The sequence below is a fragment of the Pseudomonas brassicacearum subsp. brassicacearum genome, from assembly GCF_008801605.1.
In the GTDB taxonomy this organism is placed as follows: Bacteria; Pseudomonadota; Gammaproteobacteria; order Pseudomonadales; family Pseudomonadaceae; genus Aquipseudomonas; species Aquipseudomonas brassicacearum.
Genome location: NZ_VZPJ01000010.1, coordinates 49704 through 76068, shown reverse-complemented (window position 1 = coordinate 76068; position 26365 = coordinate 49704). Strand labels below are relative to the sequence as shown.

Annotated in this window: 24 protein-coding genes; 14 read left to right on the top strand and 10 right to left on the bottom strand. The window is 57.6% G+C overall.

Translation table 11 applies throughout. The features are described from left to right. The first annotated feature begins 22 nt into the window (after positions 1–22). Both F7R20_RS21620 and rffA read left to right on the top strand, forming a co-directional pair. Entirely contained in the window at positions 23–1804 is a 1782-nt protein-coding gene (locus F7R20_RS21620; protein WP_230494398.1) for a hypothetical protein, read from the top strand. A 199-nt stretch (positions 1805–2003) separates the two neighbouring features. Beyond that, entirely contained in the window at positions 2004–3140 is a 1137-nt protein-coding gene (rffA, locus tag F7R20_RS21615; protein ID WP_003199278.1) for a dTDP-4-amino-4,6-dideoxygalactose transaminase, read from the top strand. Positions 3141–3621: 481 nt separating this feature from the next. Here the strand turns inward: rffA and F7R20_RS21610 are convergent, their stop codons facing one another. Then, a complete protein-coding gene (locus F7R20_RS21610) occupies positions 3622–4101 on the bottom strand; it encodes an SGNH hydrolase domain-containing protein (RefSeq protein ID WP_013692565.1) in 480 nt (159 codons plus the stop codon). A gap of 496 nt (positions 4102–4597) precedes the next feature. Between F7R20_RS21610 and F7R20_RS21605 the strand changes: the two genes are divergently transcribed. Both F7R20_RS21605 and F7R20_RS21600 read left to right on the top strand, forming a co-directional pair. Next, positions 4598–6592 carry a polysaccharide biosynthesis protein gene (locus tag F7R20_RS21605; RefSeq protein WP_003199282.1) on the top strand — a complete coding sequence of 665 codons (1995 nt, stop codon included), beginning with the start codon at positions 4598–4600 and terminating at the stop codon, positions 6590–6592. A 115-nt stretch (positions 6593–6707) separates the two neighbouring features. Continuing rightward, entirely contained in the window at positions 6708–7043 is a 336-nt protein-coding gene (locus tag F7R20_RS21600; RefSeq protein WP_003199285.1) for a ComEA family DNA-binding protein, read from the top strand. A gap of 59 nt (positions 7044–7102) precedes the next feature. Here F7R20_RS21600 and F7R20_RS21595 read toward each other — a convergent pair whose 3' ends face one another. Genes F7R20_RS21595 through F7R20_RS21570 form a run of 6 tightly spaced genes read right to left on the bottom strand, consistent with a single transcriptional unit; the run spans position 7103 to position 11296 of the window. Next, the gene (locus F7R20_RS21595; protein WP_013692566.1) at positions 7103–7477 is read right to left on the bottom strand and encodes an EamA family transporter; all 375 of its coding nucleotides are present in this window, start codon (positions 7475–7477) and stop codon (positions 7103–7105) included. Continuing rightward, entirely contained in the window at positions 7477–8400 is a 924-nt protein-coding gene (locus tag F7R20_RS21590; protein WP_003199288.1) for a glycoside hydrolase family protein, read from the bottom strand. The genes F7R20_RS21595 and F7R20_RS21590 overlap by 1 nt, the downstream gene beginning before the upstream one ends. After that, on the bottom strand, positions 8397–9062 hold the full coding sequence (locus tag F7R20_RS21585) for an acetyltransferase (RefSeq protein WP_003199290.1): 666 nt from the start codon (positions 9060–9062) through the stop codon (positions 8397–8399). Before F7R20_RS21585 ends, F7R20_RS21590 begins: the two co-directional genes overlap by 4 nt. Beyond that, on the bottom strand, positions 9062–9694 hold the full coding sequence (locus F7R20_RS21580; RefSeq protein WP_003199293.1) for a class I SAM-dependent methyltransferase: 633 nt from the start codon (positions 9692–9694) through the stop codon (positions 9062–9064). The genes F7R20_RS21585 and F7R20_RS21580 overlap by 1 nt, the downstream gene beginning before the upstream one ends. Then, the gene (locus tag F7R20_RS21575) at positions 9675–10604 is read right to left on the bottom strand and encodes a glycosyltransferase family 2 protein (protein ID WP_003199295.1); all 930 of its coding nucleotides are present in this window, start codon (positions 10602–10604) and stop codon (positions 9675–9677) included. Before F7R20_RS21575 ends, F7R20_RS21580 begins: the two co-directional genes overlap by 20 nt. Further along, positions 10601–11296 carry a WbqC family protein gene (locus tag F7R20_RS21570; RefSeq protein WP_003199297.1) on the bottom strand — a complete coding sequence of 232 codons (696 nt, stop codon included), beginning with the start codon at positions 11294–11296 and terminating at the stop codon, positions 10601–10603. The genes F7R20_RS21575 and F7R20_RS21570 overlap by 4 nt, the downstream gene beginning before the upstream one ends. Before the next feature lie 381 nt (positions 11297–11677). On the opposite strand from F7R20_RS21570, the gene F7R20_RS21565 reads away from it, so the two are divergent. After that, positions 11678–12529, top strand: coding sequence for an urea carboxylase-associated family protein (locus tag F7R20_RS21565; protein ID WP_003199299.1), 852 nt, complete (start codon positions 11678–11680; stop codon positions 12527–12529). Between the two features lie 64 nt (positions 12530–12593). Here the strand turns inward: F7R20_RS21565 and F7R20_RS21560 are convergent, their stop codons facing one another. Both F7R20_RS21560 and eat read right to left on the bottom strand, forming a co-directional pair. Further along, positions 12594–12761 carry a DUF2897 family protein gene (locus F7R20_RS21560; RefSeq protein WP_003183831.1) on the bottom strand — a complete coding sequence of 56 codons (168 nt, stop codon included), beginning with the start codon at positions 12759–12761 and terminating at the stop codon, positions 12594–12596. A gap of 120 nt (positions 12762–12881) precedes the next feature. Next, positions 12882–14246 carry an ethanolamine permease gene (eat, locus tag F7R20_RS21555; RefSeq protein WP_003199301.1) on the bottom strand — a complete coding sequence of 455 codons (1365 nt, stop codon included), beginning with the start codon at positions 14244–14246 and terminating at the stop codon, positions 12882–12884. Between the two features lie 395 nt (positions 14247–14641). Between eat and kdpF the strand changes: the two genes are divergently transcribed. The 6 genes from kdpF to F7R20_RS21525 all read left to right on the top strand — a co-directional run bounded on the left by kdpF (position 14642) and on the right by F7R20_RS21525 (position 22792). After that, positions 14642–14731 (top strand): K(+)-transporting ATPase subunit F, encoded by a 90-nt coding sequence (gene kdpF, locus F7R20_RS21550; protein ID WP_032833236.1) that lies wholly within the window; start codon positions 14642–14644, stop codon positions 14729–14731. A gap of 8 nt (positions 14732–14739) precedes the next feature. Further along, positions 14740–16434: a potassium-transporting ATPase subunit KdpA gene (gene kdpA / locus F7R20_RS21545; RefSeq protein WP_081352379.1), complete on the top strand. Its 1695-nt coding sequence runs from the start codon at positions 14740–14742 to the stop codon at positions 16432–16434. 5 nt (positions 16435–16439) lie between these two features. Next, a complete protein-coding gene (gene kdpB / locus F7R20_RS21540; protein WP_032833235.1) occupies positions 16440–18500 on the top strand; it encodes a potassium-transporting ATPase subunit KdpB in 2061 nt (686 codons plus the stop codon). 93 nt (positions 18501–18593) lie between these two features. Beyond that, entirely contained in the window at positions 18594–19139 is a 546-nt protein-coding gene (gene kdpC, locus F7R20_RS21535; protein ID WP_003199308.1) for a potassium-transporting ATPase subunit KdpC, read from the top strand. A gap of 238 nt (positions 19140–19377) precedes the next feature. Further along, positions 19378–22029: a sensor histidine kinase gene (locus tag F7R20_RS21530; protein ID WP_003199310.1), complete on the top strand. Its 2652-nt coding sequence runs from the start codon at positions 19378–19380 to the stop codon at positions 22027–22029. Positions 22030–22093: 64 nt separating this feature from the next. Next, positions 22094–22792 carry a response regulator gene (locus F7R20_RS21525; RefSeq protein ID WP_003199312.1) on the top strand — a complete coding sequence of 233 codons (699 nt, stop codon included), beginning with the start codon at positions 22094–22096 and terminating at the stop codon, positions 22790–22792. 117 nt (positions 22793–22909) lie between these two features. On the opposite strand, the gene F7R20_RS21520 is transcribed toward F7R20_RS21525, so the two are convergent. After that, positions 22910–23947, bottom strand: a complete 1038-nt coding sequence (locus F7R20_RS21520; RefSeq protein ID WP_003199314.1) for a patatin-like phospholipase family protein — start codon at positions 23945–23947, stop codon at positions 22910–22912. A gap of 207 nt (positions 23948–24154) precedes the next feature. On the opposite strand from F7R20_RS21520, the gene F7R20_RS21515 reads away from it, so the two are divergent. The 3 genes from F7R20_RS21515 to F7R20_RS21505 all read left to right on the top strand — a co-directional run bounded on the left by F7R20_RS21515 (position 24155) and on the right by F7R20_RS21505 (position 26356). Next, a complete protein-coding gene (locus tag F7R20_RS21515; protein WP_003199317.1) occupies positions 24155–24445 on the top strand; it encodes a hypothetical protein in 291 nt (96 codons plus the stop codon). A 105-nt stretch (positions 24446–24550) separates the two neighbouring features. Then, on the top strand, positions 24551–25312 hold the full coding sequence (locus F7R20_RS21510) for a CHAD domain-containing protein (RefSeq protein ID WP_003199320.1): 762 nt from the start codon (positions 24551–24553) through the stop codon (positions 25310–25312). 246 nt (positions 25313–25558) lie between these two features. After that, entirely contained in the window at positions 25559–26356 is a 798-nt protein-coding gene (locus F7R20_RS21505) for an acyl-CoA thioesterase (protein WP_003199321.1), read from the top strand. Positions 26357–26365: the final 9 nt, after the last annotated feature.

The following is a 26365-nucleotide window of genomic DNA, read 5'->3' as shown; positions in this document are numbered from 1 at the left end:
TGTAGTTTCGTCCAGAGCGATGATGACTCTCTCTGTGATGGGGACACTCTTGATTCTGGGCTGGCTTCTCAAATACAGCGCCTACGGTATCGAATTTACTGACGAAAGTTTTTATCTTGTGTGGATTTCAAATCCATTTATTTATGATGTTTCGCTTACGCAATTTGGTTTTATTTATCATCCACTGTATAGGTTACTCGACGGCGACATTGCGGCCCTTCGACAGGCAAATATATTAATGACGTTCGGCTTGGCTTGGGGCCTGGCTTACGTCCTCCTTTCTTCGCTTGCGCCAGAGTCTAGGGAAAAACGTATTATCCTGCATACGGCTGCAGCTGGATTGGCTGGCAGCGTCCTTATTTTCTTCGATATCTGGTTACCCACGCCAAGCTATAACAGTCTGGCGCTGCAGGCGTTGTTGATCACCAGCATCGGTCTGCTTCTTGCCGAAAAAAACTTAACCCGTAAAAGTGCTTTTGGTGGGGCAGTGATCGGCATTGGCGGCTGGTTGGCGTTCATGGCCAAGCCAAGCACCGCACTTGCGCTGGCTATTGCTGTTTTTATCTACCTTCTGCTGTCGCGCAAGGTTTCAATACGATTGTTGTTGCTCATCGCTGTGAGTGCTGTTGTGCCGCTGTTGGCAAGTGCGCTGCTGATTGACGGTTCATTATCGCAGTTTGTAGAACGCGTCGAACTGGGCATTGAGTTCGGTCGATACCTTGGCGGTGGCCACACGCTGATTCAGATCCTGCATATCGACGACTTCCTCCTGAGTGAAAGAGCCAAGCTTGCCATCGGTATTGTTTTCGCCACTTCCTTTCTTGCTACATTGGGAGCATGGAGCGAAAAGAAGATCGGCATGTTTCTCTGTTTAACCATATCACTTGCATTCTTTGCGTTGGTCGCATTATTGACGACAACTCAAGTTTCCAGTGTTGCAGAACTCGGCAATTTTCAGGGGCTGCTGATTTTCGGTGTGGTGTTTGCCGGGATCCTGACCGGCTTGGCAGTAGGTCGTTTCAAGACGTTGAGAGGCGTTACCGGATCACATGGGGCGATTGCACTTCTATTTCTAGTAATGCCCCATATTTACGCTTTTGGGACAAATAAAAATTATTGGACCGGCGGCGCCTCGGCCGGTATTTTTTGGTTGCTTGCCGGCATCATCCTTTTAGGGCCGATGGCTCGTGAACGTGCCAGCTGGCTATTCGCGCTGCCACTGGTGCTTGCGGCTCAGGCAGTCACCGCTACTCTTTTGCAAACAGCGCTTGAGCAGCCCTATCGCCAGCCCCAGCCCCTCAGGCTTCACACGTCTCCTTTGGAAATAGGCCCCCAAGGATCGAGCTTGATTCTCTCGCAGGGGTACGCGCGGTATATCGACAGTGCCACCAAAATGGCACGAACTGCTGGTTTTGAGCCGTCTACCCCGGTGATCGATCTATCCGGCCAATCCCCTGGCATACTTTACGCAATAGGTGCTCAGAACATCGGCCAGGCCTGGACTATCGGCGGCTACCCCGGCAGTCTGGAGCTCGCCAAAGCAGCATTGAACCGCACGTCCTGTGAAAAAATAGCGGCGGCCTGGTTGCTGCTGGAGCCCGATGGCCCGCGCAGTATTTCAATCGAGCTGTTGTCCAGTTTGGGCGTTACCTTTCCTGAAGGATACGAGCAGGTAGGCACCTGGCAGACTGCGGAAGGTGCAGGCAGTTTCGCTGCCAGCCGCACGCAGGTGCTTTACAAGCCGTTGGCGTCGAACGAAACGTTAAATACCTGCCAAGCGCTACGCCAAAAGAGTGGACAATGAGGAGGGCGCCAGTTCCTATTCCAACTGGTGGTGCCCTTTGACAACCGGTTATGTAGATACAGGCGCTTTTGAATGCCCTGATGCCCTGGCCGGAGAAATCCTCGTCACGGCTCGCCTTGAAGCTCTGATCAAGATGTGAATGCAGCGAATATCTTCACTGTGTCACAGACGAATGGCATAGGTTGCAAAAGGAAAATCAATGACTCAGAAAATCCAGTTCAACCGGCCATTCATGACTGGTAAAGAGTTGCATTACATTGCCGAAGCCAAGTCCGGCAACATGCTTGCTGGCGACGGTCCTTTCACCAAGCGTTGCCACGAATGGTTGGAAAGCAGAAGTGGCTGTGACACGGCGTTGCTGACCCACTCATGTACGGCTGCGTTGGAAATGGCGGCACTGCTGCTAAACATCGAACCGGGTGACGAGGTCATCATGCCTTCGTACACCTTTGTATCGACGGCCAATGCTTTTGTGCTCCGAGGTGGCGTTCCGGTGTTCATCGACATTCGGGAGGACACCTTAAACCTTGACGAGAGCCTCATCGAGTCGGCGATCACTGCACGTACCCGAGCTATTGTCCCGGTCCACTACGCAGGTGTGGCCTGCGAAATGGATACCATCATGGATATCGCGAAACGGCATGACCTGAGGGTTGTGGAGGATGCCGCGCAGGGTGTGATGGCTACCTACAAAGGACGAGCGTTGGGCAGCATTGGTGATCTGGGTGCCTACAGCTTCCATGAGACCAAGAATGTTATTTCTGGCGAGGGTGGCGCGTTATTGGTTAACGAGTCTTCATTGGCGCTTCGGGCCGAAATCATCCGTGAGAAAGGCACCGACCGTAGCCGGTTTTTCCGGGGAGAAGTGGATAAATACACTTGGCAGGAAGTGGGTTCTTCATTCTTGCCAGGGGAGTTGATTGCGGCTTTCTTGTGGGCACAGTTCGAAGAGGCCGAACGCATCACCCATGAACGCCTGGAAATTTGGCAGCGCTATCACGAACTTCTTGAACCGCTTGAAGCCGATGGCTTGTTACGCCGTCCCATCGTGCCGGAAGAATGCCAGCACAACGCGCATATGTACTATGTTCTGCTTGCGCCAGGGCTCGATCGGCAATATGTGCTCGGCGAGTTCAAGAAACATGACATTTCCTCGGTGTTCCATTACGTCCCCCTTCATTCGTCGCCTGGTGGGAAACGATATGGTCGGGCACACGGGGCGCTGGAAGTTACGGACAGGCAATCTGAACGACTGGTGCGTTTGCCGCTGTGGATTGGCCTGAGCGCTGAGCAGCAACAGCGTATTGTCAAGGTCCTGACCGAGACCATCGGTTGATGTAACCCGATCGATGTCGGGGAAGAGGAGAGTATGAGATACAGTGCCGCCGGCTTTGCAGTCAGCGGCACTTTCTTTTACTTGTTCAGAATACCTCGTGCGTTTGTTTCTGCCCATTTAATGAATATTTTTGCGACTTGTTGGCTCGCATACTCCGAGTAATGGACATATTGGTCGCGGAAAATTGGCATGCCGTTCAACGTCAGTGAGCAATTGAACAGTCCGCAAAATAGTTCGTTTTGGTCGAAAATTTAACGTTCAGATGGGCCGCGGATATCTGTGTTATCAGAAGCGCAAAACCGTCATCAATCTCTTTTTTGCCTCCAAGCCCACTACGCAGTCAGCTATATTTTTTAAATGGCCTAGAATAATATACTTTCAGTTCGTGATCTGTTGCGATGTGCGGGATGAAAACAATTACTTTTATCCCGTTTTTTCAAGGTGGGTGATGCGCTCGTCTATACGTTTTATATAAGCATCATTAACAACCTTTTAGCCCGTCGATGATGGTGTATTTAATTGTTTTACTATTTTCAATTATTCCATTGATCAGCAGCTTCTGATGATACGAGCGGCTGCCAGAGCATAGATTGGTGTCGGTCGGCGCATTGGGATCGGTTATGTCGATCATGTCCGGCGGGCACGCACCGATGGACAAAATGCGGCTGTCGTTCGTCTCTTTGGCGGCGGCCAATCCAGGAAACCGATGGTTGGCGAAGCTGTTACCTAGTAACAATAGGGCGGGCGCCCAATCTTTGTTGGCGATGCAGAACCGCCATCCGTAGGATACAGCCTCTTTGAAAGGATATCGATTGATACAGGCATTGTTCTTTGTGTACTTCCAAATCGGTCCGACAAATTGACTGTTAAACTCCTCGGCACTTTTAACCGGCGCGCGTTGCGGGAATCCGGCATTGGAGAACGTTGCGTATCCGACTGCGCCAACAAAAGCCACGATCACTAAAAGGATCGGTGTTTTCAGGCGACTGTTGAATTTTCGAAGCGGTTTTTCACAAACTGATAGGTTGCCCAGGCGAGCAGCACGGCTGCGAGCGTAATGAGGGTTACGCGAATTTCGACCGATCGCCGTGCCATCGCGTCCTCAGACATCGCTGCCAACACGTGAAAATTTCTTGGCGACCCGTGACTATGGTAGGTTGCCCGCCCCAGCCACTAACATACGGGCGCCGTAGGCTCGATCTCGTTGCAATGGATGTTATGAACTGCAGCCTGTAACGGCTGGTCCGTGTTCCGGAGCCTGGTGCGGTGGGTAGGTATTAGCTTTATTCCGCTGGTGATAAGAGCTATAGCTCGCGCTGGACGGTCAGAGAAGGTCTAATCTTGGATGCTGTTACAGGTATGTTTTTTGATGATCGTTTTATCAGTGATGCGTGACGTCGACAGGTTCAATAAAAGCGGAATCGCGACAGGGGCGAGCCAAAATGCGTAAAGGGTTTATGGATAAGTTGAGAATAGCCCTGCTGGGATTGCCAAGACGCCACAAACGGGCGATACAAGTGGCAACAGACATCGTCCTTGTCTGGATCGCCCTCTGGTTGGCGTTCGTCGTTCGACTGGGTGTTGAAGCATTGGCCAGCCCGATTGCAACGCATTTGTGGCTTTTCGGGTCCGCACCGCTGGTCGCCATTCCTATCTTTATCCGCTTTGGCATGTATCGCGCGGTCATGCGTTATTTCGGTAACGACGCGCTGATCACGATTTGCAAGGCAGTCAGCCTTTCGGCCTTGCTGCTGGCCTTGGTGGTGTATTGGTACAGCAACCATAAAACCGTGGTACCACGCTCCATCATTTTCAATTATTGGTGGTTGAGCCTGATCATGATTGGTGGCTTGCGCCTGATGATGCGGCAATACTTCCTGGGGGACTGGTTTACTGCAGCCCAGCATGTACCCTTTACCAACCGGGACGACGGCCTGCCCAAGGTTGCTATTTATGGTGCCGGGGCCGCAGGCAACCAGCTCGTGGCCGCACTACGCATGGGGCGGGTGATGCGACCGGTCGCATTCATCGATGATGACAACAGCATTGCTGACAGAGTGATTGCTGGGCTGCAGGTCTATGAGCCCAGGCATATCCAAAAGATGATCGACACAACCGGCGCACAGGAAATTCTGCTGGCAGTGCCTTCCTCCTCACGTGGGCGCCGTCGAGAGATCTTGACGCTGCTTGAAGGTTTTCCACTGCATGTACGCAGTGTCCCCGGGTTCATGGACCTGGCCAGCGGCCGCGTCAAGGTCGATGATATCCAAGAAGTGGATATCGCGGACCTTCTCGGGCGCGATCCGGTCCCCGCGCAACCTGATCTTCTGGAGCATTGCATCACTGACCAGTCGGTCCTGGTCACTGGGGCCGGTGGTTCGATCGGCTCTGAGCTTTGTCGGCAAATCCTGGCACTTAAACCGACTACGTTGCTGCTATATGAGCATAGCGAATTCAATCTCTATAGCATTCTGTCCGAACTTGAACCTCGAATCCTTCGCGAGTCGTTGTCAGTTCGGCTGCTGCCTATCCTGGGATCGGTACGAGACCAGGACAAGCTGCTGGACGTGATGAGGACCTGGAATGTCGATACGGTCTATCACGCCGCTGCCTATAAGCACGTCCCGATGGTCGAGCACAACATCGCCGAAGGCGTCCTGAACAACGTGATAGGTACGTTGAATACGGCACAGGCTGCGTTGCAGGCGGGTGTATCGAACTTCGTCCTGATCTCCACGGATAAAGCGGTGCGCCCGACCAATGTCATGGGCAGCACCAAGCGGCTCGCGGAGCTGACCTTGCAAGCCCTCAGCCGTGAACTGGCCCCCGTGTTATTCGGCGACAAGGATAACGTTTCGCGGGTGAACAAGACGCGCTTTACCATGGTCCGGTTCGGTAACGTATTGGGTTCGTCCGGTTCGGTTATTCCCCTGTTCCATAAACAGATCAAGTCCGGCGGGCCGTTGACTGTTACCCATCCCAAGATCACCCGTTATTTCATGACCATACCCGAGGCCGCGCAGTTGGTGATCCAGGCGGGCTCCATGGGGTTGGGCGGGGATGTGTTTGTGCTGGACATGGGCGAGCCAGTGAGGATTGTCGAGCTGGCGGAAAAAATGATTCATCTCTCTGGCCTGAGTGTTCGTTCGGAAAAGAATCCCCATGGCGACATTTCAATCGAGTTCACAGGCTTGCGTCCGGGCGAGAAGCTTTACGAGGAGTTGCTGATCGGCGACAACGTAGTCGCCACCCAGCACCCAATGATCATGAGTGCCAATGAGGACCATCTGTCTTGGGACACGCTCAAGATCAAGCTGGCTGAGTTGCTGGCCGCCATTGAACACGATGACTACACCAGGGTTCGTCAGCTGCTTCGGGATACTGTCAGTGGTTACGCTCCGGACGGAGAGATTGTCGACTGGATCTATCAGCAACGCCGACTCGAACCCTGATTGTTACACAAACTGTAACGTACACATTTTTGACAGCGATAGATCATCGCCTAAGTTTGAGAGGCAGCTTCGGAAAAGCTGCTTCTCTACTTAACGATGTCATGGAGCGTCATTTATGCGTACAGGCTATTTCTACTCTCTGGTTTTTGCCTTCCTCACCAGCGCCTCGATTGCTGCTATCGCCGCCCCAGTGGTCAAACCCGAGTCGGTCCCTACACCGCAAGCAGTGGAGCAACCAGCCAAAACGCAGGGCGCCAAGGTGGATTTAAACGGGGCGGATGCTGCAACGCTGCAGCGTGAGTTGACGGGGATAGGTAAGGGCAAAGCCGAGGCGATTGTTGCCTATCGGGAGAACAATGGGCCGTTCTCTTCAGTGGAGGAGTTGCTGGAGGTCAAGGGAATTGGCAAGGCAATACTGGACAGAAATCGCGATAAGCTGGAAGTGAACTGAAATAACCGTGAAGGGAGGCCAGTCGAGATGACTGGCCTTTATGAGCTCTGCCGAAGGCGCTATCCGCGGGCAGCCACGACGGTGCCAAGAATAATCAATCCAACACCCAGTGCTTTCTGAAATGTCATGGGTTCACTTAGAATCCAGCCACTTAACAGCAAGACAATAACGAAGTTCAGGCTCATGAATGGATAGGCATGACTAAGATCAAACTTGGTCATCGCCGCCATCCAGGCCAGTGATGCCAGGAACCCTGCTGCGAAGCCCGAAAAAATTCCCGGGTCCAATAACAGTAAGAGTAAAAATTTTATTTTTTCAATCGGCTCGACCGGCAGGGGGCCTAATTTGGAGATTCGCCATTTTAGAATAAGTTGTCCATAAACAGTAAAGGCGATGGTGGCGAGTATATAAATATAGTTGAATGCGTTAGCCATCAACGCTTCTCCAGTACAGCGAGACCAAAACCGGTTTTACCGTAACTGTTGCCGTTATAAAGCATATATCTATTGTGTTTGTGGTCGAACACGAATGGGTATTCGATCATTTCCGAATCCCAGCCATCTGGGGAGACATCAATACCGGCTTCCTCCAGTGCCAGTCGCCATTGCGTACCTCCATCGGTGGTGGCGTAGCCGATCCTATACGTGTCTCCGGTACCACTGCGATAGGAAAACCACATCTCCAGTCCGCCTAAGTTATTCTTTGCCACGGTAGGGCGTGAAAACGCTTGGGCTACACCCACTTCGAAGGGGATGGCCAAACCGTTACGATGCCAGTTATTTCCGTCATGGGAATGTGCCGAGTTGATCACATGGATCATTTCGCCGTTGCCGGAATCCCAGGTTTTGGTCGACCCGTACCACATGTCATAACCGTTGTTTCCGTTCTTGAGCACCCATGGGTAGGAAAGGCTGATAGGGTCGATTTCGTCAGTGCTCATGAACGGGAGATCACTCTCGAGTGTCAGCGTGGTATCCGCATTGACGATCAGTCTGCCGACATCACCGCGCCAGTGCTGATTGTCTGGCGATTGCCACCCCATGAAAAGCATGTACTGCACTTCGTTGGCAATGTAGCAATTGCCAATGCTCACACCATCAGCATGGAAACTGCCTGCGGGGCCGTGCTCCAGAAAGGGAAGGGGGTGTTCTTTGATAACTATTCTCTGCTCAATATCAATGTCTACTGCGCCGACGGAAGATCGGTTGTCACAATCCCGTGCGCTGAAGAAAACCCGAAAGACATCATTATGCAGGTGCACAGGTAAAGGGTTGGCAGCATGAGATAACAGTTTTGGATGGCGCTTCTCATTTTCGGGAGTATACAGACGACCGAGTTTTTGCCATGTGTATTTCATATTTTTCTCAACTTGCTACTGGGTACTTTTGAACGCTCAGTCGCGCTACCAATAAATACGCCTTCCCGCTCAGCGTTAGCCAACAGCAACGTGCCTGCGCCGATCACGCACTTGTCTTCTATCTTTATATGATCGCGCAGCGTCGCGTTGACCCCGATAAAGCACTGTTCACCGATGTGAACACCTCCAGAAACTACTACGTGGGATGCGATGAACGTATGGTCCTGGATCGTGGAGTGGTGGCCGATATGGTTGCCGCTCCATAAGGTGATGTTATTCCCAATCTTTACAAAAGGCTGGATGGTGTTGTCCTCAAGAATGAAGCAGTTTTCTCCAATTCGACCTTCATTCAGGACGGTAGCATGGCTGCTGATGTAGCTGGCTAGTGTGTAGCCTAGTGCTTTTGCCGCGAAATATTTTTCCTTTCGTACTGCATTGAGTTTTGAATAACTCAGAGCGATAAACATTTCATGCTGACCGGTAGCATAGTGTTCAGCAACGTTTTCGAAGGCGACGACTGGCAACCCGCAAAAAGTAGAGTCTTCGATATAGCTACTGTCTACCGTGAAGGCCACGACGTCATAGGTAGAGTCTGTATTGAAGTAAAAAAATGCCAACTCTGCGATGTCGCCTAAGCCGAAGATGACTAGTTTTTTTCTCATTACATTTTCCTCACTAGCAAGGTGAACTCATACAGGCCGTAGTCGTGAAGGAGGGCTACGTGTCGGGAGTAACGTCGCTTACATAGATCGAATAACCTGCAAGGGTCGGCATAGTACAGATCCTCCCTTTTTCTATCCTCGTCGGAATAGGACGTCAGGCAATTGAAGGCGAATCCCAGGCGACTTGTTCGATCCAGTATATTCAAAGTATTTTCGAGATAGGCCAGCCACTCGCTGTCTGATCGGCCCAAGCGGACATTGAATATGCCGCTGGCGACGCTGTAATCAGCGACAGCGTCCGGTTCGGAGGATTCAATAAAACGAGCTTGGGAGTCTTTCACATAGCGGTTTTTTGCGGCTTGGATCATTTCTTTTGAAATGTCCACGCCAAGATAAGAAAACGTATGATTATTGGCTTTCAGGTAATCGACCAGCGCGCCGTAACCACACCCTAGATCATTTATAGAAAATGCCTGCGGGGCGTTAATGATCTTGCACAATTGCTCGAAGCGCATGGCTTGGCCGTGCTCGCCATTCCAGTCCACTCCATTTGGCGTTTCACCATGCAAGGCGAGCTTTTGTGAATAGTAGCTAGCTACTTCTTCAAGTAGCTCAGTCTTTTTGTTGTGCATAAATTTGCCTCACAATAGTGTAGGGGCGTTGTTTTGACTCGGAAAATATTTTTGAAAGATAAATACCTACTACACCAATGAACGAGATAATCATGCCGCCTAGTAGCCAGATGGAAGCCATGACGGATGTCCACCCGCTTAATGGCGTCGCCAGAAACAGCCAGTGCATTATCAAGTAAACAATGTAAAGCACGGCAAAAAAAGAAATCGCAATGCCGATGTAAAAAATACCGACCAAGGGAGCATTGCTGAACGACGTCACCGAGTTAACCAATACAGACATCTTTTTTCTAAAGGTATAGGTTGTTTGGCTGGTGCTGCTCTTTTTGATCTTTTGAGGTTGCTGATCAAACCCGGTGATGTGCCATAGTCCTGCCAGGAACACCTCTCGTTCCTCATGTCGCAGCAGGGCGTTGACATAGCGGCGGGTCATCAGCCTGGCGGTGACGATGTTCTCAGGCAGCGCCATGCCTGTCAGGGCTTGGAAGAAACGATAGAACCAACGGCCGCTCCAGCGTTCAAACCAGCCGCCTTTACGTTGCTCCTGCACGCCATAGACAACGTCGCAAGCCATTTTTTGGAGCTGTTCGGAAAAGCTGAGCAGACATTCGGGGTCTTCTTCAAGGTCGCTGTCAATCAGGAAAACCTGATCCCCTTTGGATTGGGACAGCCCGGTCATCATGGCTTTGTGATGGCCGAAGTTTCGTGAGAGATCGACCAGCACCACATGAGAGTCTTGCTCGGTAAGCGATATAGCGATATCAAGGCTATTGTCAGGCGAGCCGTCGTTCACAAGTACGATTTCGTAGTCGTCCCCTGCACATTCCTTTGCGGCTGCGCTCACGCGAGAATGAAACTCTTCGATGTAGGAGGCTGATTGATAAAGAGTCGCTACGATGGACAGCTTCATTGAGCTACATACCTCATTTGGCGATGAGAGTCTTTTCCGCAGTTGAAAAGGAGATCAAGAATGGTGACGCCATGGGTGAATTCACCCCATAACTGTGGGTAGTCTGGATAGCCTGCATAGTCGAACCAGGTTAATTTGATGTTCATCGCTTCGAATATTTGTTCGTCGACATAATTCTTGGCGGATGGGCCGGAGACGTACTCGGTAGCGCCCGCTTGTACGCAGAGTTCGGCAAGGCGCTCGGTTTTACCGTCAACTTGTTTGTAGTCCCATGAATGGCTAATACGAGTCGTGATGTTCAGATAATCGCAAATGGCTTGGATGAATCGTTGATTAAGTATTGAAAGATGGGTGTAGGACGTATTCAGATAAAGGGGTTCCAGCCACTTTGCGATTTCATGAAAATGAGGGGCACGGCTATAGTTTTGAACTAGCGATTTCCAATGGGCTGCGGCCCATTCAGTACCATCAATTTCAGTTTCCCTGATTTTTTGGTGATACTTGCCTTTTACCAGAACAGGCACGGTCAACCATTGCAACCCTTGCGGGGTCTTTATTTGGTTACGGTTTCGCCAGTCACGTCGTGTGTATTGCATGTCGTCGTACAGAATGAATTCATCTACTGAAGCGATGATGTCAAAATACCCTTTCCAAGGGATGTAGTTGGATTGAAGTATCGCAACTTTTTTCAATGTGTTCTTCCCTTGTGCTGCTCAATTTGGAGATTATTGATCTGATAGACGCTGTGCGGAATTTTTTGAACTTTAATATGGAAAGAATAAAGGTTCACGGAATTCTGTCGCGTTATGTCTGAGCACTGGCATATTAATCTGCAAGGGGGGAAGCGTCACCCTTTTCGTGGGGGTTTTTCCCCGACCATAGGACCTGATCGGATAGGGTAGGCTGCCAAGCCGCATTCCCCATCCTCGACACGTTGCGCCCTCCCGAAAAGTCTTTTTACGATTAAATTTCCGAGTTGGAGTAATTTGACTGGCTCTTACCTCAACGATTCCGAGCAACTGCTTCTGCAACTGCTAACTCCCACCCATCACCCCTGATCAAGGACCCGCGCCATGTACAAAGACTACCCAGCCGCCTACCAGGTCAGCAAAGGTTCAGCCCTGCAGGTGGACAAACCCTTCTACGACCGCATCCGCACCCAGCAGGACAAGCGCACGCTGATCGAACAGTTCGAGGTCCCCATCCGCACCGGCCGCGCTTGGCACGTACCTGCCGGTCATGTGTTCCGCGTCACGACCCCGGTGGGCCCGCAGGTGGGGGACTTCAACGTCTGGAATGCCCACGATCCACGGGAACGCTTGTGGGCAGCGCGCACGCGCCAGCTTCAAGGTGCTCACGTCAGCACCCATGATCGGTTGTGGTCGAACCTGCCATTCCTGCGGCCCTTGGTGACCATCACCGATGACAGTCTGGCCGGTTATGGTATCGATGAGCATGGTGGACGACTGCACGATCTGTTGGGGACGCGCTGTGATCCCTATGTAAACAGGATGCTGACCGGCGAGGATTTCCATCATCACTGCCACTCGAACCTGACCCGTGCAGTGTTGCCCCACGGCCTGACGGAGTTCGATGTGCATGACGTGCTGAATATCTTCCAATGCACGGGGCTTAATCATGACGACATGTACTTCATGAAGGCCTGTCCGGCGCAGAAGGGCGATTACCTGGAGTTTTTTGCCGAGATCGATCTGTTGTGCGCCCTGTCCACCTGCCCGGGTGGCGACTTGTCGCTGGCGATGTGGGGGCCGGATGCGCAGGATCCCCTTAGCGTCTGTCGCCCGCTGGGGGTTGAGATCTATCGATTGGAGGATTCATTGCTGGAGGGTTGGAGTCAGCCTGAGCGGGCGGCGTACAAGGGGTTGCATGGCTTGCACATTGCCAAGGCGGACTGGGAAAAGTGACGCAGCAGGCGCTGGCTTTTGTGGCGAGGGAGCAAGCGCCCTCGCCACAAAAGCGGTGTGCGATTCAACGATCCTTGGCCTCCTTCGCATCCATTTCCGCATTGCGCTCGGCAACGCGCTTGCGTTGCTCATCGGTCAACTCGACCTTGTTGGCGGTGTCGCGCAGCATCATCAGACCACCAACGATCGAGCCGATTGCAACAATCAGAATCAACCAGGCATACCAGGGCATAGGGTTCTCCTTGAGGGGGCGATGGACGGACGAACATTTCGCCGATCCATCGCACCTACCACTTATGAGCGAAGGTTGCTCGCAGTGGTTCAATACTACGCCCGTTCGGCCAGCTTCACCTCAAAGCCCGGTCAGCATCGCATCGGCGGGAGCGTCTGCACGCAGCTGTGCGGTGAGGATGAAGTAGACGAAACCCACCGCCATGAAGCCGAGGAAGATCAGCCCGATCAGCGCGTTGAACCAGGCCATCGCCACCAGGCACACCACGGCCAATACCAGGGCGATGCCGGGTACAAGCGGATAGCCCGGTGCCCGGAAGGTACGTTCCAGGTTGGGTTCGGTTTTACGCAATTTGAACAGGCTGAGCATGCTCATGATGTACATGACGATGGCACCGAACACGGCCATGGTGATCATCGCTGCAGTCAGGGTCATGCCGCCGAGGTTGATCAGGCCGTCGCTGTAGATCGCTGCGATGCCGATCAGCCCACCGGCGATGATCGCCCGGTGCGGCGTCTGGAAGCGTGACAGTTTGGCCAGGGAGGCGGGCAGGTAACCGGCGCGGGCCAGGGCGAAGAACTGGCGCGAGTAGCCGAGGATGATGCCGTGGAAACTCGCCACCAGGCCGAACAGGCCGATCCACACCAGCATGTGCAGCCAGCCGGAGCTTTCGCCAACCACGGTTTTCATGGCTTGGGGCAGGGGATCGTTGATGTTCGACAGGGTGCGCCAGTCGCCGACGCCGCCGGCAAAGAACATCACGCCCATCGCCAGGACCACCAGGGTCAGGATGCCGCTGATGTAAGCCTTGGGAATCGTGCGTTTCGGGTCCTTGGCTTCTTCGGCGGCCATGGCCGCGCCTTCGATGGCCAGGAAGAACCAGATGGCGAAGGGAATCGCGGCGAACATGCCGGCAATGGCCGGTGCGCCGAATACATCGGAACCGGCCCAGCCGTTCAGGGCAAAGCTGCTGAAACTGAACGCCGGGGCCACGACGCCCATGAACACCAGCAGTTCGGCCACCGCCAAGACGCAGACAATCAGCTCGAACGTCGCGGCCAGCTTGACCCCGAGGATGTTCAGGCCCATGAACACGATATAGGCACCGACCGCTGCGTGTTTTGGGTCCAGGGCCGGGAACTGCACGTTCAGGTAGGCGCCGATGGCCAGGGCAATGGCCGGCGGGGCGAAGACAAATTCGATCAGCGTCGCCAGGCCGGCAATCAACCCGCCTTTCTCGCCGAAGGCGCGACGGCTGTAGGCAAACGGTCCGCCGGCATGGGGAATGGCGGTGGTCAGTTCGGTGAAGCTGAAAATGAAGCAGGTGTACATGGCCGCCACCATGAAGGACGTCACCAAAAAGCCCATTGTCCCGGCCACGCCCCAGCCGTAGCTCCAGCCGAAATACTCGCCGGAAATCACCAGGCCGACGGCAATACCCCATAAATGCAGGGTGCCCAGGGTGGGTTTGAGTTGTGTGTTCATCGGTGGCTCCCCTCGATCCATAGCAAAAGCGCTGGGGAGGGGCATTGCAGTGGACGTGCCAGTGTGGCGAGGGCGGTCGTAATGGGTGAAATCGTGTCGTATCGGGGATGTTCGCTATCGGATGGCTTGGTTTTGTGCCCCAGTTCAGAGCGTCGGCGCCTGGGCTGGCCTCATCGCGAGCAAGCTCGCTCCCACAGGAGGGCTTCAGCGAACACAAATTCTTTATTCACCACAGATCCCATGTGGGAGCGAGCTTGCTCGCGATGAGGCCGGCCCAGCCAACACTTTTTACGGATTCTTTACCCCCCAGCCCCACCCTCGATCTCGTTCCTTTACAGCCTCTCTGCCGACAATCACTCCACACACGGCACGACGCCGTACCACGGAGAAATCCCATGAGTGTTCTGGACGGGGTGTCGCTGCTGCTGGCAGGGGCGCTGTTCATTTATCTGCTGGTTGCGCTATTGCGCGCAGATCGGAACTAGGAGCGGCTATGCACGGTTATGACTATGGGCTGATCCTCGCCTTTTTCGCCCTGGTGCTGATTCCGGCACCGTTTCTGGGGCGTTTTTACTACCGGGTGATGGAAGGCCAGCGCACTTGGCTTTCGCCGATCCTCGGCCCGGTGGAGCGCGGTTGCTATCGCCTGGCCGGTGTCGACTCCACCGCTGAGCAGAGCTGGCAGAAATACACCCTGGCCTTGCTCGCGTTCAACCTGGCGGGTTTTGTGTTGCTGTTCGCCATTCTCCTGCTGCAGGGATATCTGCCGCTCAATACCGAACAATTGCCCGGCATGGAGTGGACCCAGGCTTTCAACACGGCCGTGAGTTTCACGACCAACACCAACTGGCAGTCCTACAGCGGTGAAGCGTCCCTGAGCTACCTGAGCCAGATGGTCGGCCTGACCTTGCAGAACTTCGTCAGCGCCGCCACCGGCCTGGCCGTGCTCGTGGCACTGTGTCGCGGCATCGGGCGCAAGTCCGCCGCAACGTTGGGTAACTTCTGGGTCGACATGACTCGCGCCACTCTCTACGGGCTGTTGCCTCTGTGCCTGCTGCTGGCATTGTTCCTGGTCTGGCAGGGTGTACCGCAGACCTTTGCGCACTATGTACACGGGGTCACGATGCAAGGTGTCGACCAGGTCATCCCGTTGGGGCCGGCCGCCAGCCAGATCGCGATCAAGCAACTGGGCACCAACGGTGGCGGTTTCTTCGGCGTCAACTCGGCGCATCCGTTCGAAAACCCGACGGCCTGGAGCAACCTGTTCGAAGTCGCTTCGATCATCCTGATTCCCGCCGCGCTGGTGTTCACCTTCGGCCATTACGTCAAGGACCTGCGCCAGAGCCGGGCGATCATCGCCTGCATGCTTGCCCTGTTCCTGATCGGCGGTGCCACGTCGCTGTGGGCCGAATACCAGCCCAACCCGGCCCTGAACAACCCAGCCGTCGAGCAAACCGCGCCGCTGGAAGGCAAGGAAGCGCGCTTCGGCACCACCGCCACGGTGCTGTGGTCGGTGACCACCACGGCAGCGTCCAACGGTTCGGTCAACGCCATGCACGACAGCCTCAACCCGCTCAGTGGCATGGTGTCGCTGGTGAACATGATGGTCGGCGAGGTGATCTTCGGCGGCGTCGGGGCCGGGCTCTACGGAATGCTGTTGAACGTGCTGATCGCAGTATTCCTGGCCGGCTTGATGATCGGTCGCACGCCGGAATACCTGGGCAAGAAGCTGGGCGCCAGGGAGGTGCAACTGTTGGTGGCAACCCTGCTGGTGATGCCTGTCAGCGTGCTGGTGCTGGGGGCCGTCGCCGCAAGCCTGCCCGGTCCGGCCGCTGCGGTGAGCAACCCGGGTGCCCACGGTTTCAGCCAGTTGTTGTACGCCTACACCTCGGCGGGAGCGAACAACGGTTCGGCATTTGCCGGGTTCGGCGCCAACACACCTTTCCACAACCTGATGCTGGGCCTGGGCATGTTGATCGGCCGGTTCGGCTACATCCTGCCAGTGCTGGCGTTGGCCGGCAGCCTGGCCTTGAAGAAAACCGCGCCGATTGGCCAGAACAGCTTCCCCACCCACGGCCCGTTGTTCGTGACCTTGTTGACCGTGACCATCCTGTTGGTGGGCGGCTTGACCTTCTTGCCGACCCTGGCCCTGGGGCCGATTGCTGAACACTTGAGCCTGGGCTTCTGAGGGATATGAAAATGAATATGCCGATGAGCAAAACCGCCGTCGCCAAGGCGCCGGAGCAACCGAAAACCGCAATCTCGGCCCTGTGGCGGCCAGCGCTGGTGCAAGCTTTCGTCAAGCTCGACCCGCGTCAATTGCACCGCGCCCCGGTGATGCTGGTGGTGGAACTGACCGCGATCCTCACCACCGTGCTGTGCTTCATTCCCGACAACGCCGTGCCGACTTTTGTCGCCGCGCAAATCGCGCTGTGGCTGTGGTTCACCGTGCTGTTCGCCAACTTCGCCGAAGCGTTGGCCGAAGGCCGCGGCAAGGCTCGGGCCGACAGCCTCAAGGCCGGTAGCGAAGGCCTCAACGCACGTCGCCAGACCGCCAGCGGTTTTGAAATCGTCCCCGCCACCCGTCTGCGCAAAGGTGATGTGGTGCGCGTCGAGGCCGGCGACATGATCCCCGGCGACGGTGAAGTGATCGAAGGCATCGCCGCGGTCAACGAGGCTGCGATCACCGGCGAATCGGCGCCGGTCATCCGCGAGTCCGGCGGCGATCGCTCGGCCGTCACCGGCAATACGCGGCTGGTCTCCGACTGGCTGCTGATACGTATCACCAGCAATCCCGGCGAGTCCACACTGGACCGCATGATCGCCCTGGTCGAAGGCGCCAAACGCCAGAAAACGCCGAACGAGGTGGCGCTGGATATCCTGTTGATCGGCCTGACGCTGATCTTCCTGTTGGTGGTGGTGACGCTGCAACCGTTCGCCCATTTCGCCAACGCCAACCTGCCGCTGGTGTTTCTGGTGGCGCTGCTGGTCACCTTGATTCCCACCACCATCGGCGGGTTGCTGTCGGCCATCGGCATCGCCGGGATGGACCGGTTGGTTCGCCTGAACGTGATCGCCAAATCCGGTCGTGCGGTCGAGGCGGCGGGGGACGTGCATGTGCTGATGCTGGACAAGACCGGCACCATCACCTTTGGCAATCGTCGTTGTACAGCGGTCTATACCGCCCCTGGTGTGAGTGCCAAGGAACTGGCCGAAGGCGCGCTGTTCGCCTCGTTGGCTGACGACACCGCCGAGGGCAAGTCCATCGTCGAGTACCTGCGAGGTTTGCATCCACAGTCTGAGCCTGGCGTCGAAGCGCTGACGGCCGTGCCGTTCAGTGCTGAAACCCGTTTGTCCGGAGTCGACTATCAGGGCCGTATCTACCGCAAGGGCGCCGTGGACTCGTTGCTGGACTTCATCGGCCTTGCACGCAATGAGTTGCCGCAGGCATTGGCGCGGGAGGTCGACAAGATCGCCCAGAGTGGCGGCACACCGCTGCTGGTTTGCATGGACGGCCGGTTGCTGGGGGCCATCCATCTCAAGGACGTGGTCAAGCCGGGCATTCGCGAGCGCTTTGCCGAGCTGCGCAAGCTGGGGATCCGCACGGTGATGGTCACCGGTGACAACCCGCTGACCGCTGCGGCGATTGCCGCCGAGGCCGGTGTCGATGACGTGCTGGCAGAGGCCACGCCGGAGAAAAAGCTGGCGCGTATCCGTCATGAGCAAAATGACGGTCGGCTGGTGGCCATGTGTGGCGACGGTGCCAACGACGCCCCGGCCCTGGCCCAGGCCGATGTCGGCATGGCGATGAACGACGGCACCCAGGCCGCGCGGGAGGCGGCCAACATGGTCGACCTCGACAGCGACCCGACCAAACTGCTCGATGTGGTACAGATCGGCAAGGAACTGTTGGTGACCCGTGGTGCATTGACCACCTTCTCCATCGCCAACGACATCGCCAAGTACTTCGCGATCCTGCCGGCGCTGTTCGCTTCGATTTATCCACAGCTCGGCGTGTTGAATGTGATGCACCTGAGCAGCCCCCAGAGCGCGATCCTGTCGGCCATCGTATTCAACGCCCTGATCATCGTCGTACTGATCCCCCTGGCCCTGCGCGGTGTACGAGTGCAAGCGGCGAGTGCGGCGGCGCTGTTGCGACGCAATCTGTTGATCTATGGCCTGGGTGGGATCGTGGTGCCGTTCGTGGGGATCAAGGCGATCGATATGTTGCTGACGGCGTTGAAGCTGGTTTGAGTTCGCCGTTTCTTGTGGGAGCAAGCTTTGCTCCCACAAGGTGACTCCCACAGGCTTTGAGCACTGGATTTACTTCAATTCGAGGATTTTGAAATGTCCACTCTGATTCGCCCGGCCTTGAGCCTGTTATTACTGATGACCCTGATCACCGGTGTCGCGTACCCACTGGTGGTCACTGGCGTGGCGCAAGTCGCCTTTCCCGCCCAGGCCAATGGCAGCCTGATCGTCGATGCGGCCGGCAAGGTCCGTGGCTCGACGCTGATCGCCCAGGATTTCACCGGCGATGCCTGGTTTCATCCACGGCCATCGGCTGGAGCCTTCGCCACGGTCGCCAGCGGCGCCAGCAACTTTTCCCCGAGCAATCCGGCCCTGGCCTCGCGGGTAATCGAAGACGCCCAAAAACTCCAGGTGCCCGGCCAGGGCCCGGTGCCGCTGGCATTGCTGACCACCTCCGCCAGTGGGCTGGATCCGCACTTGCCTCCGGCGGCGATTGCCTATCAACTGGCGCGTGTCGCCGCCGCGCGCAACCTGCCGGCCTCGACCTTGCAGCAACTGCTCGACGACAACACTGAGCAATCCTTGGTGGGCCCGCCAGTGGTGAATGTGCTGGCGCTGAACCTGGCCTTGGAAAAACTGTAAAACCCGTGGGAGTGGCGCCTGTGGGAGCAAAGCTTGCTGCAGTAAAAGCCCGCTGTAGCAAAGCCTGTGGGAGCAAAGCTTGCTCGCGATGAACGATAACGCGGTCCATCCGTTGAACTGTGTCGCCTTGATCGCGAGCAAGCTTTGCTCCCATAGGTCCACTTCCCATAAGCTTTGCTCCCACAGGTCCGACTCCCCACAGGGTGTTTGATCAATATTTGAAAGAGATTTCCACGCCATGAGCGACTCCGGCCGCGCCGACGCACTGTTAGCCAATCTGCCCCGCAACGACCGTGGCCGGCTCAAGGTCTTCCTGGGTGCGGCGCCCGGTGTCGGCAAGACCTACGCCATGCTGCAAGCGGCCCACACCCAACTGCGTCAAGGCGTGAAAGTCGTCGCCGGAGTGGTGGAAACCCACGGTCGTGCCGAAACCGAAGCACTGCTCGGCGGCCTGGTACAGCAACCGTTGGTGCGTTCGGAATATCGCGGCGTCATGCTCGAAGAAATGGACCTCGACGGCCTGCTCGCGGCCCGCCCGGCCTTGGTGCTGGTGGACGAACTGGCCCACAGCAACGCCCCCGGCAGTCGTCATGCCAAACGCTGGCAAGACATTCAGGAACTGCTCGCCGCAGGCATCGATGTCTACACCACCGTCAATGTCCAGCACCTGGAAAGCCTCAACGACCAGGTGCGCGGCATCACCGGTGTGCAGGTGCGCGAGACGCTGCCGGACTGGGTCTTGCAGGAAGCCGATGAACTGCTGTTGATCGACCTGCCATCACGCGAGCTGCTGGAGCGCCTGCGTGATGGCAAGGTCTATGTGCCGGAGCAGGCGCGAGCGGCGATCGATGCGTTTTTCACCCAGACCAACCTGACCGCGCTGCGTGAACTGGCCATGCAGACCGCCGCCGCCCAGGTGGACAACGACCTGGCCCAGGGTTATCGGCAACTGGGCCAGGCCGCGCCGGCAGTGCGCGGACGATTGCTGGTGGGGGTGGGCGCCGATGTGCAGGCCGAGCGTCTGGTGCGCCACGCCAGCCGCGTCGCCCAGCGTCGGCATCTGCCGTGGAGCCTGGTCCACGTAGACAGCGGCGTCACGCACGACGAGTCATCGCGACAGTACCTGCAAAATGCCCAGCAGCTGGCTGAACGTCTCGGCGGCGAAGTGGTGCTGTTGCGGGCCGGCGAAGTCGCCAAGACCTTGATCCAGCACGCCACCGAACGTCGCGCCACGCTACTGCTGGTGGGCCAGTCCCGGCCGCGTTTGCGGCGACGGTTGTTCGGCGGTGGCTTGGCTTCACGCTTGTTGCGCGATGCCCGGGGACTGGAAATCAACGTGCTGGACAGCGATGAACAGCCCCGTCCCGCCCAAGTGCGTTCGAGCGCGGTCCAGACCGGGTTCGACTACGTGCTGGCGCTGACGGCGACCGTGGCGGCCAGCGCGTTGGCCTGGGGTATTTCAGGGTGGCTGGCGCTGCCCAATATCTCCCTGGTGTTCCTGATGGCGGTGCTGCTGGTGGCGGTACGTAGCAGCCTTGGCCCGGCGCTGGCCTGTGCAGCGCTGTCGTTCCTGGCCTATGATTTCCTGTTCATCCCGCCGAATTTTTCCTTCACCATCCAGCGCGAAGAAGACGTGCTGACCCTGGTGTTTTTCCTGCTGATGGCCGCCCTGACCGGCAATCTTGCCGCTCGCCAGCGTCGCCAGTTGCAGGCCCTGCGCGACACCCAGCAGGAAACCGGCGAACTGCTCGACCTGTCGCGCAAACTCACTGCCGCCACCGACCGCCAGGCGGTGATCAGCGCCGCCGCGCAGCATCTCAACGGCCTGCACGACTTGCAGCTTTGTCTGCTCAATCGCGACGGCCAGAGCGATTGGAAGGTCGAGACCGGCGAGCCGTTGACATTCACCGAGGCCGAACGTGCGGCGGCCGACTGGGCCTGGCAGCACGACCAGCCCGCCGGTGCCGGCACCGGGACGTTGCCATCCGGACGCTGGTGGTGGTGGCCGCTGTCGGCGGAAGGCGGGCCACTGGGATTGCTGGGTGTGTGCCCGAACGAAGGCAAGCCGTTGAGCGGCCAGCGTCGCCGTTTACTGGCGGCCCTCAGTCAACCATTGGCCCAGGCGTTGGCGCGGGCGCAACTGGCCCAGGACCTGGAAGCGGCGCGCCTGCACGGTGAAACCGAGCAACTGCGCAGCGCCTTGCTGGCTTCGGTGTCCCATGACTTGCGCACGCCGCTGACGTCCATGCGCGGCAGCATCGACAGCCTGCTGGCGCTGGGGGAGGCGATCCCACTGACCGATCGTCGCGAACTGCTCGAAGGCACCCGCGATGAGGCCGAGCGGCTGGATCGCTACATCCAGAACCTGCTGGACATGACCCGTCTTGGCCACGGCGCCCTGAAGCTGGCGCGGGACTGGGTGTCGCCGGCCGATATCGTCGGCAGCGCACTGAACCGCTTGCGGGCGGTGTTGGCGCCGCTGGCGGTCGGCGTCGAGGTGCCTGCCGATCTGCCCTTGTTGTATGTCCATGCGGCGTTGATCGAACAGGCCCTGGTGAACGTGCTGGAGAACGCTGCGCGATTCTCGCCGGCCCACGGGCGGCTGCTGCTGAGCGCCGGGGCGACCGACAGCGAAGTGTTTTTTGCGGTGGCTGACGAGGGGCCCGGGATCCCTGAACAAGAGCGAGAGAAAATCTTCGACATGTTCTACACCGCCGCGCGCGGTGACCGGGGCGGGCAGGGCACGGGGTTGGGATTGGCCATCTGCCAGGGCATGGTCGGTGCCCATGGCGGGCGGATCAGCGTGGCCGATGGTCTCGACGGACGCGGCACCTGCATCACGTTGCACCTGCCCTTGCAGGCACAACCGGGCATGGACGATGAAGCTTGAGCGGCGCTGGGTTACTCTCGTCCCACCTGCTTGCCTTTCCACCTGAGTGCAACGAACGAACCCCATGAGCCAGACCGCGACCCTTTTGGTCATCGATGACGAGCCGCAGATCCGCAAATTCCTGCGCATCAGCCTGAGTTCCCAAGGCTACAAGGTGCTGGAAGCCGGCACTGGCGCTGAAGGGCTTGCCCAAGCGGCGCTGAACAAACCCGATCTGCTGGTGCTCGACCTGGGCCTGCCGGACATGGACGGCCAGCAGGTGTTGCGCGAGTTTCGCCAATGGTCGACGGTGCCGGTGCTGGTGCTCTCGGTGAGGGCCAGCGAAGCGCAGAAGGTCGAGGCGCTGGACAACGGAGCCAACGATTATGTGACCAAGCCGTTCGGTATCCAGGAATTTCTCGCCCGCATCCGCGCCTTGTTGCGCCAGGCTCCGGCAGGCGAGCCACAGGAAGCCGCGCTGAAGTTCGGCCCGCTGACGGTGGACCTGGCGTATCGACGGGTGCTGCTGGACGGCAGCGAAGTGGCCCTGACCCGCAAGGAGTACGCCGTGCTGGCGCAACTGGCGCGGCACCCGGGGCGGGTCATTACCCAGCAGCAACTGCTCAAGGACATCTGGGGCCCGACCCACACCGAAGACAGTCACTACCTGCGGATCGTGGTCGGCCACCTGCGCCAGAAACTGGCCGACGACCCGACCCGACCGCGGTTCATTGTGACCGAGGCGGGGGTGGGGTATCGGTTGTTGGGGGAGGGTGGGCTTTAGTCTGGTGTTGTCAGGGCTGCCGCCATCGCGAGCAAGCTCGCTCCCACAGGGTTCACTGCAGATCAATGTGGGAGCGAGCTTGCTCGCGAAGAGGCCCGAACAGCCACTCGATATCTCTCAGTTCTGGTCGCTCTCATACCGATCCAAAGTATCGCTGGCAATCTCCCGCCCCAACGCGATCAGCTCCGGCGCCTTGTAGAACTCGAAGAACCGGCACACCCGTTTCGGCACGTTGATCAGCACATCCGGCGGGTAACCGGCAATCTTGTACTGGGCCAGCGAGGTCTGCATCACTTCGAAACTCTGGTTGATCAAATCCAGCAACGACGCCGGGCCGACGTTATCGATGATGAACGAACCGGTGGCGGATTTCGGTGCGCCTTCGTTCTCTGGCGCGGCGGCCGGTTGTTGGCCTTCGGGCTCGGCCGAGTCGATCCACGGGTTGATGTCAGCGGCTTCGGCCTTCAAGGCTTCCTGCTCCAGCAGCAACAGCTGCTCGGCCTGCTTGCGGCGAAACGGCAGGCGCGACCCCAGGGAACTGACCAGGGTGTCGAAGCGCCGCCGGAACGCGGCGGGGCGCGGGATCACCGGTAACCGATATTGTTTCTGATTGGTGGCGTTGAGGTTGACCGCGATGATCAGGTCGCAGTGGCTCGACACCACCGGCACGATCGGCAATGGGTTGAGCAGGCCGCCATCCACCAACATGCGGTTGCCTTGCATCACGGGCGTGAACAGGCTGGGAATCGCCGCCGAGGCGCGCATCGCCTGATGCAGGCAACCTTCCTGGAACCAGATTTCCTGCTGGTTGGTCAGGTCGGTCGCGACGGCGGTGTAGGGGATGCGCAATTGTTCAATGTTGATTTCGCCGACGATCTTGCGGATCTGCCCGAAGACCTTTTCGCCACGGATCGCCCCCAGGCGAAAACTGACGTCGACCAGGCGCAGGACGTCCAGATAATCCAGGCTTTCGATCCAGTTGCGGTACTCCTCAAGCTTGCCCGCCGCATAAATCCCCCCCACGACCGCGCCCATGGAACAACCGGCGATGCAAGCAATGTCGTAGCCACGTCGTTCGATTTCTTCGATCACCCCGATATGGGCATAGCCCCGGGCGCCACCCGAACCCAATACCAATGCGACACGTTTTGTCATGACCCGGCCTCTTGTCGAACAGATTTCAACAATGCACCCATCGACGACTTGGCTCAATCGTTGTGGCGCACGCGTCGTTTTTTGACACGCCGTGGCGGCATTTGCGTATGCTCGGCCACACTTGAATTTACGCGGTCAAGCAAGGCACTTTTCGCCGTTGCCACCGTCTTAATAGCACGACTGTTGACCTGACTTGAGGTGTTATTGATGAAAGCCCGGATCCGCCTGCCCTTGGTGGCTTCTTTGATGGTTTTGGCCCTGGCCGGTTGTGCAGGCAAAACCGCTTACCGCGACAGTTGTGGCAGCCAGCTCGACAGTGCCTGGCATGAACTGGACCTGGCCAAGGCCGAAGGTTTTGCCGGCACCGTCAGCTACTCCAAGGCCCTGTCCTTGCTGACGGGCGCCAAGACCCAGCAGCAATTCGAAGCGTTCGAAGGCTGCGCCAAGAAAGCCGAGAAGGCGCGTTTCTACATTCGCGAGTCCCGCGCCGGACGATAAAGGCAGCGACAAGCAATCAACTGCAAGCTACAAGGGAAGGACGCAGAATCGTTTTTCACTGGTAGCTTGCGGCTTGACGCTCAACGCTGTGTACGGAGTACGTCCATGATCGATCGGCTGGTGGCCCGGATACTGGGCCTGGAAGTCCGCCTGTTGGCCTGTCAGGCCCGCTTGAATGCCCATACCGACAGCGAAGCGCTGCATGACCTGCGGACCACGGTTCGCCGTTTGCGCAGCCTGCTTCGACCATTGCGTGGGTTGCCCGGCGTCGAACAGCTGGAAACGGCTGCTTCGGCGGTCGGCACCCTGACCACGCCCTTGCGCGACCGGGAAGTGTTGGCCGCTTACCTGGAGCAGCATGGCCAGGCCGAGGCGGCGCGGCGACGCCAGGTGCAAATGGCCGAGGCTTATCCCGCCGTGGCCGCGAGTGTTGAACTGGCGCAGTTGCTGATGATCCTCGATGCCTTCCCGCGCTTCATTCGCGCCGCCCAGCGTGAGGGGTTGCTGAAGGGCTTGCGCAAGCGCATCGAAAAGCGCCTGGACAAACAGTGGAAAACGCTCGGCGAAGCCCTGCGTGATCCGGCCCATGACCGCCATCGATTGCGCCTGCTGATCAAGCGCGTGCGCTACGCCATCGAAGCCTACCCTGAACTCGACCGCTTGCCCGAAGCAGCCATGCCCCGGCTCAAGTCCGCCCAGGCCGCGCTGGGTGACTGGCACGATTGCTGGCAATGGCTGGCCAGGGCCAAGGAAGAAACCGATCTGCACGCTTGTGTGCCAACCTGGCACGCCGCGATGGAAAAGGCCGAGGCCAAGTCCGACAAGGTGCTCGACAAGCTGATTGCCAGTTGCTTCGAAAAATCCTGAACCCCAGCACATCCCCTGTGGGACTTCCCCTCTGTGGGAGCGAGCTTGCTCGCGATAGCGGTGGGTCAGTTCGCGTACAGATTGACTGATACACCGCTATCGCGAGCAAGCTCGCTCCCACATTGGTTTGGGGGGAATTCAAAGACTGCGGCTTTTCTGTCAGTCTCTTTGGCCGGAATGAGCCCTGTGCCGCCAGCCCGGGCTGGTTAAGATCCCTTCATCCTTTTCCCTGTTTTCGAGGTCGTCATGCGCTTTTCCGATTTGATCGATGCCGTGCGCCGGCTGCCAGGTGCGGTGAGCATCGCGCCTGAATGGGGCCAGGGGCGGGCCAGTTTTGGCGGGTTGGTGGCGGCACTGCAATATGAGGCGATGCGTGCCCAAGTGCCGGCGGACCGCCCGGTGCGCTCGCTGGCGATCACCTTTGTCGGCCCGGTCGAACCCGACGTGCCTGTCAGTTTCGAAGTCGACGTATTGCGTGAAGGCAAGGCAGTCAGCCAGGTGTTGGGGCGCGCGGTGCAGAATGGCCAGGTAGTGACCGTGGTGCAAGGCAGCTTCGGTGCATCGCGCTCATCCGTGGTGGCGGTGCAGGCCGATCCCGCGCCAGAATTCAAAAGCGTGGAGCAATGCCAGGAGCTGCCTTATGTCAAAGGCATGACCCCGGAATTCATGCGGCACCTGGCTATGCGCTGGAGCGTTGGCGGCTTGCCATTCAGCGGCAACAAGTCCCGGAGCATGGGCGGTTGGGTGCGTTTGCGCGGGGACGTGAAAGAGGAACAGCTGAACGAAAGCCACATCCTGGCCTTGGTCGATGCCTGGCCTCCAGCCTTATTGCCTCACCTCACGCAAATGGCCCCGGGCAGTACGCTCACTTGGACCATCGAGTTCGTCCAGCCGCTGCTGGAGCTCACGACACTGGACTGGTGCAAGTACCTGGCCGAGATTGAGCACGCCCAGGACGGCTACGGCCATGTCGCCGCGAAGTTCTGGAGCGCCGATGGCCGCTTGATCGCCCTGAGTCGGCAGACGGTCACTATCTTTGGGTAAGGCTGCTCC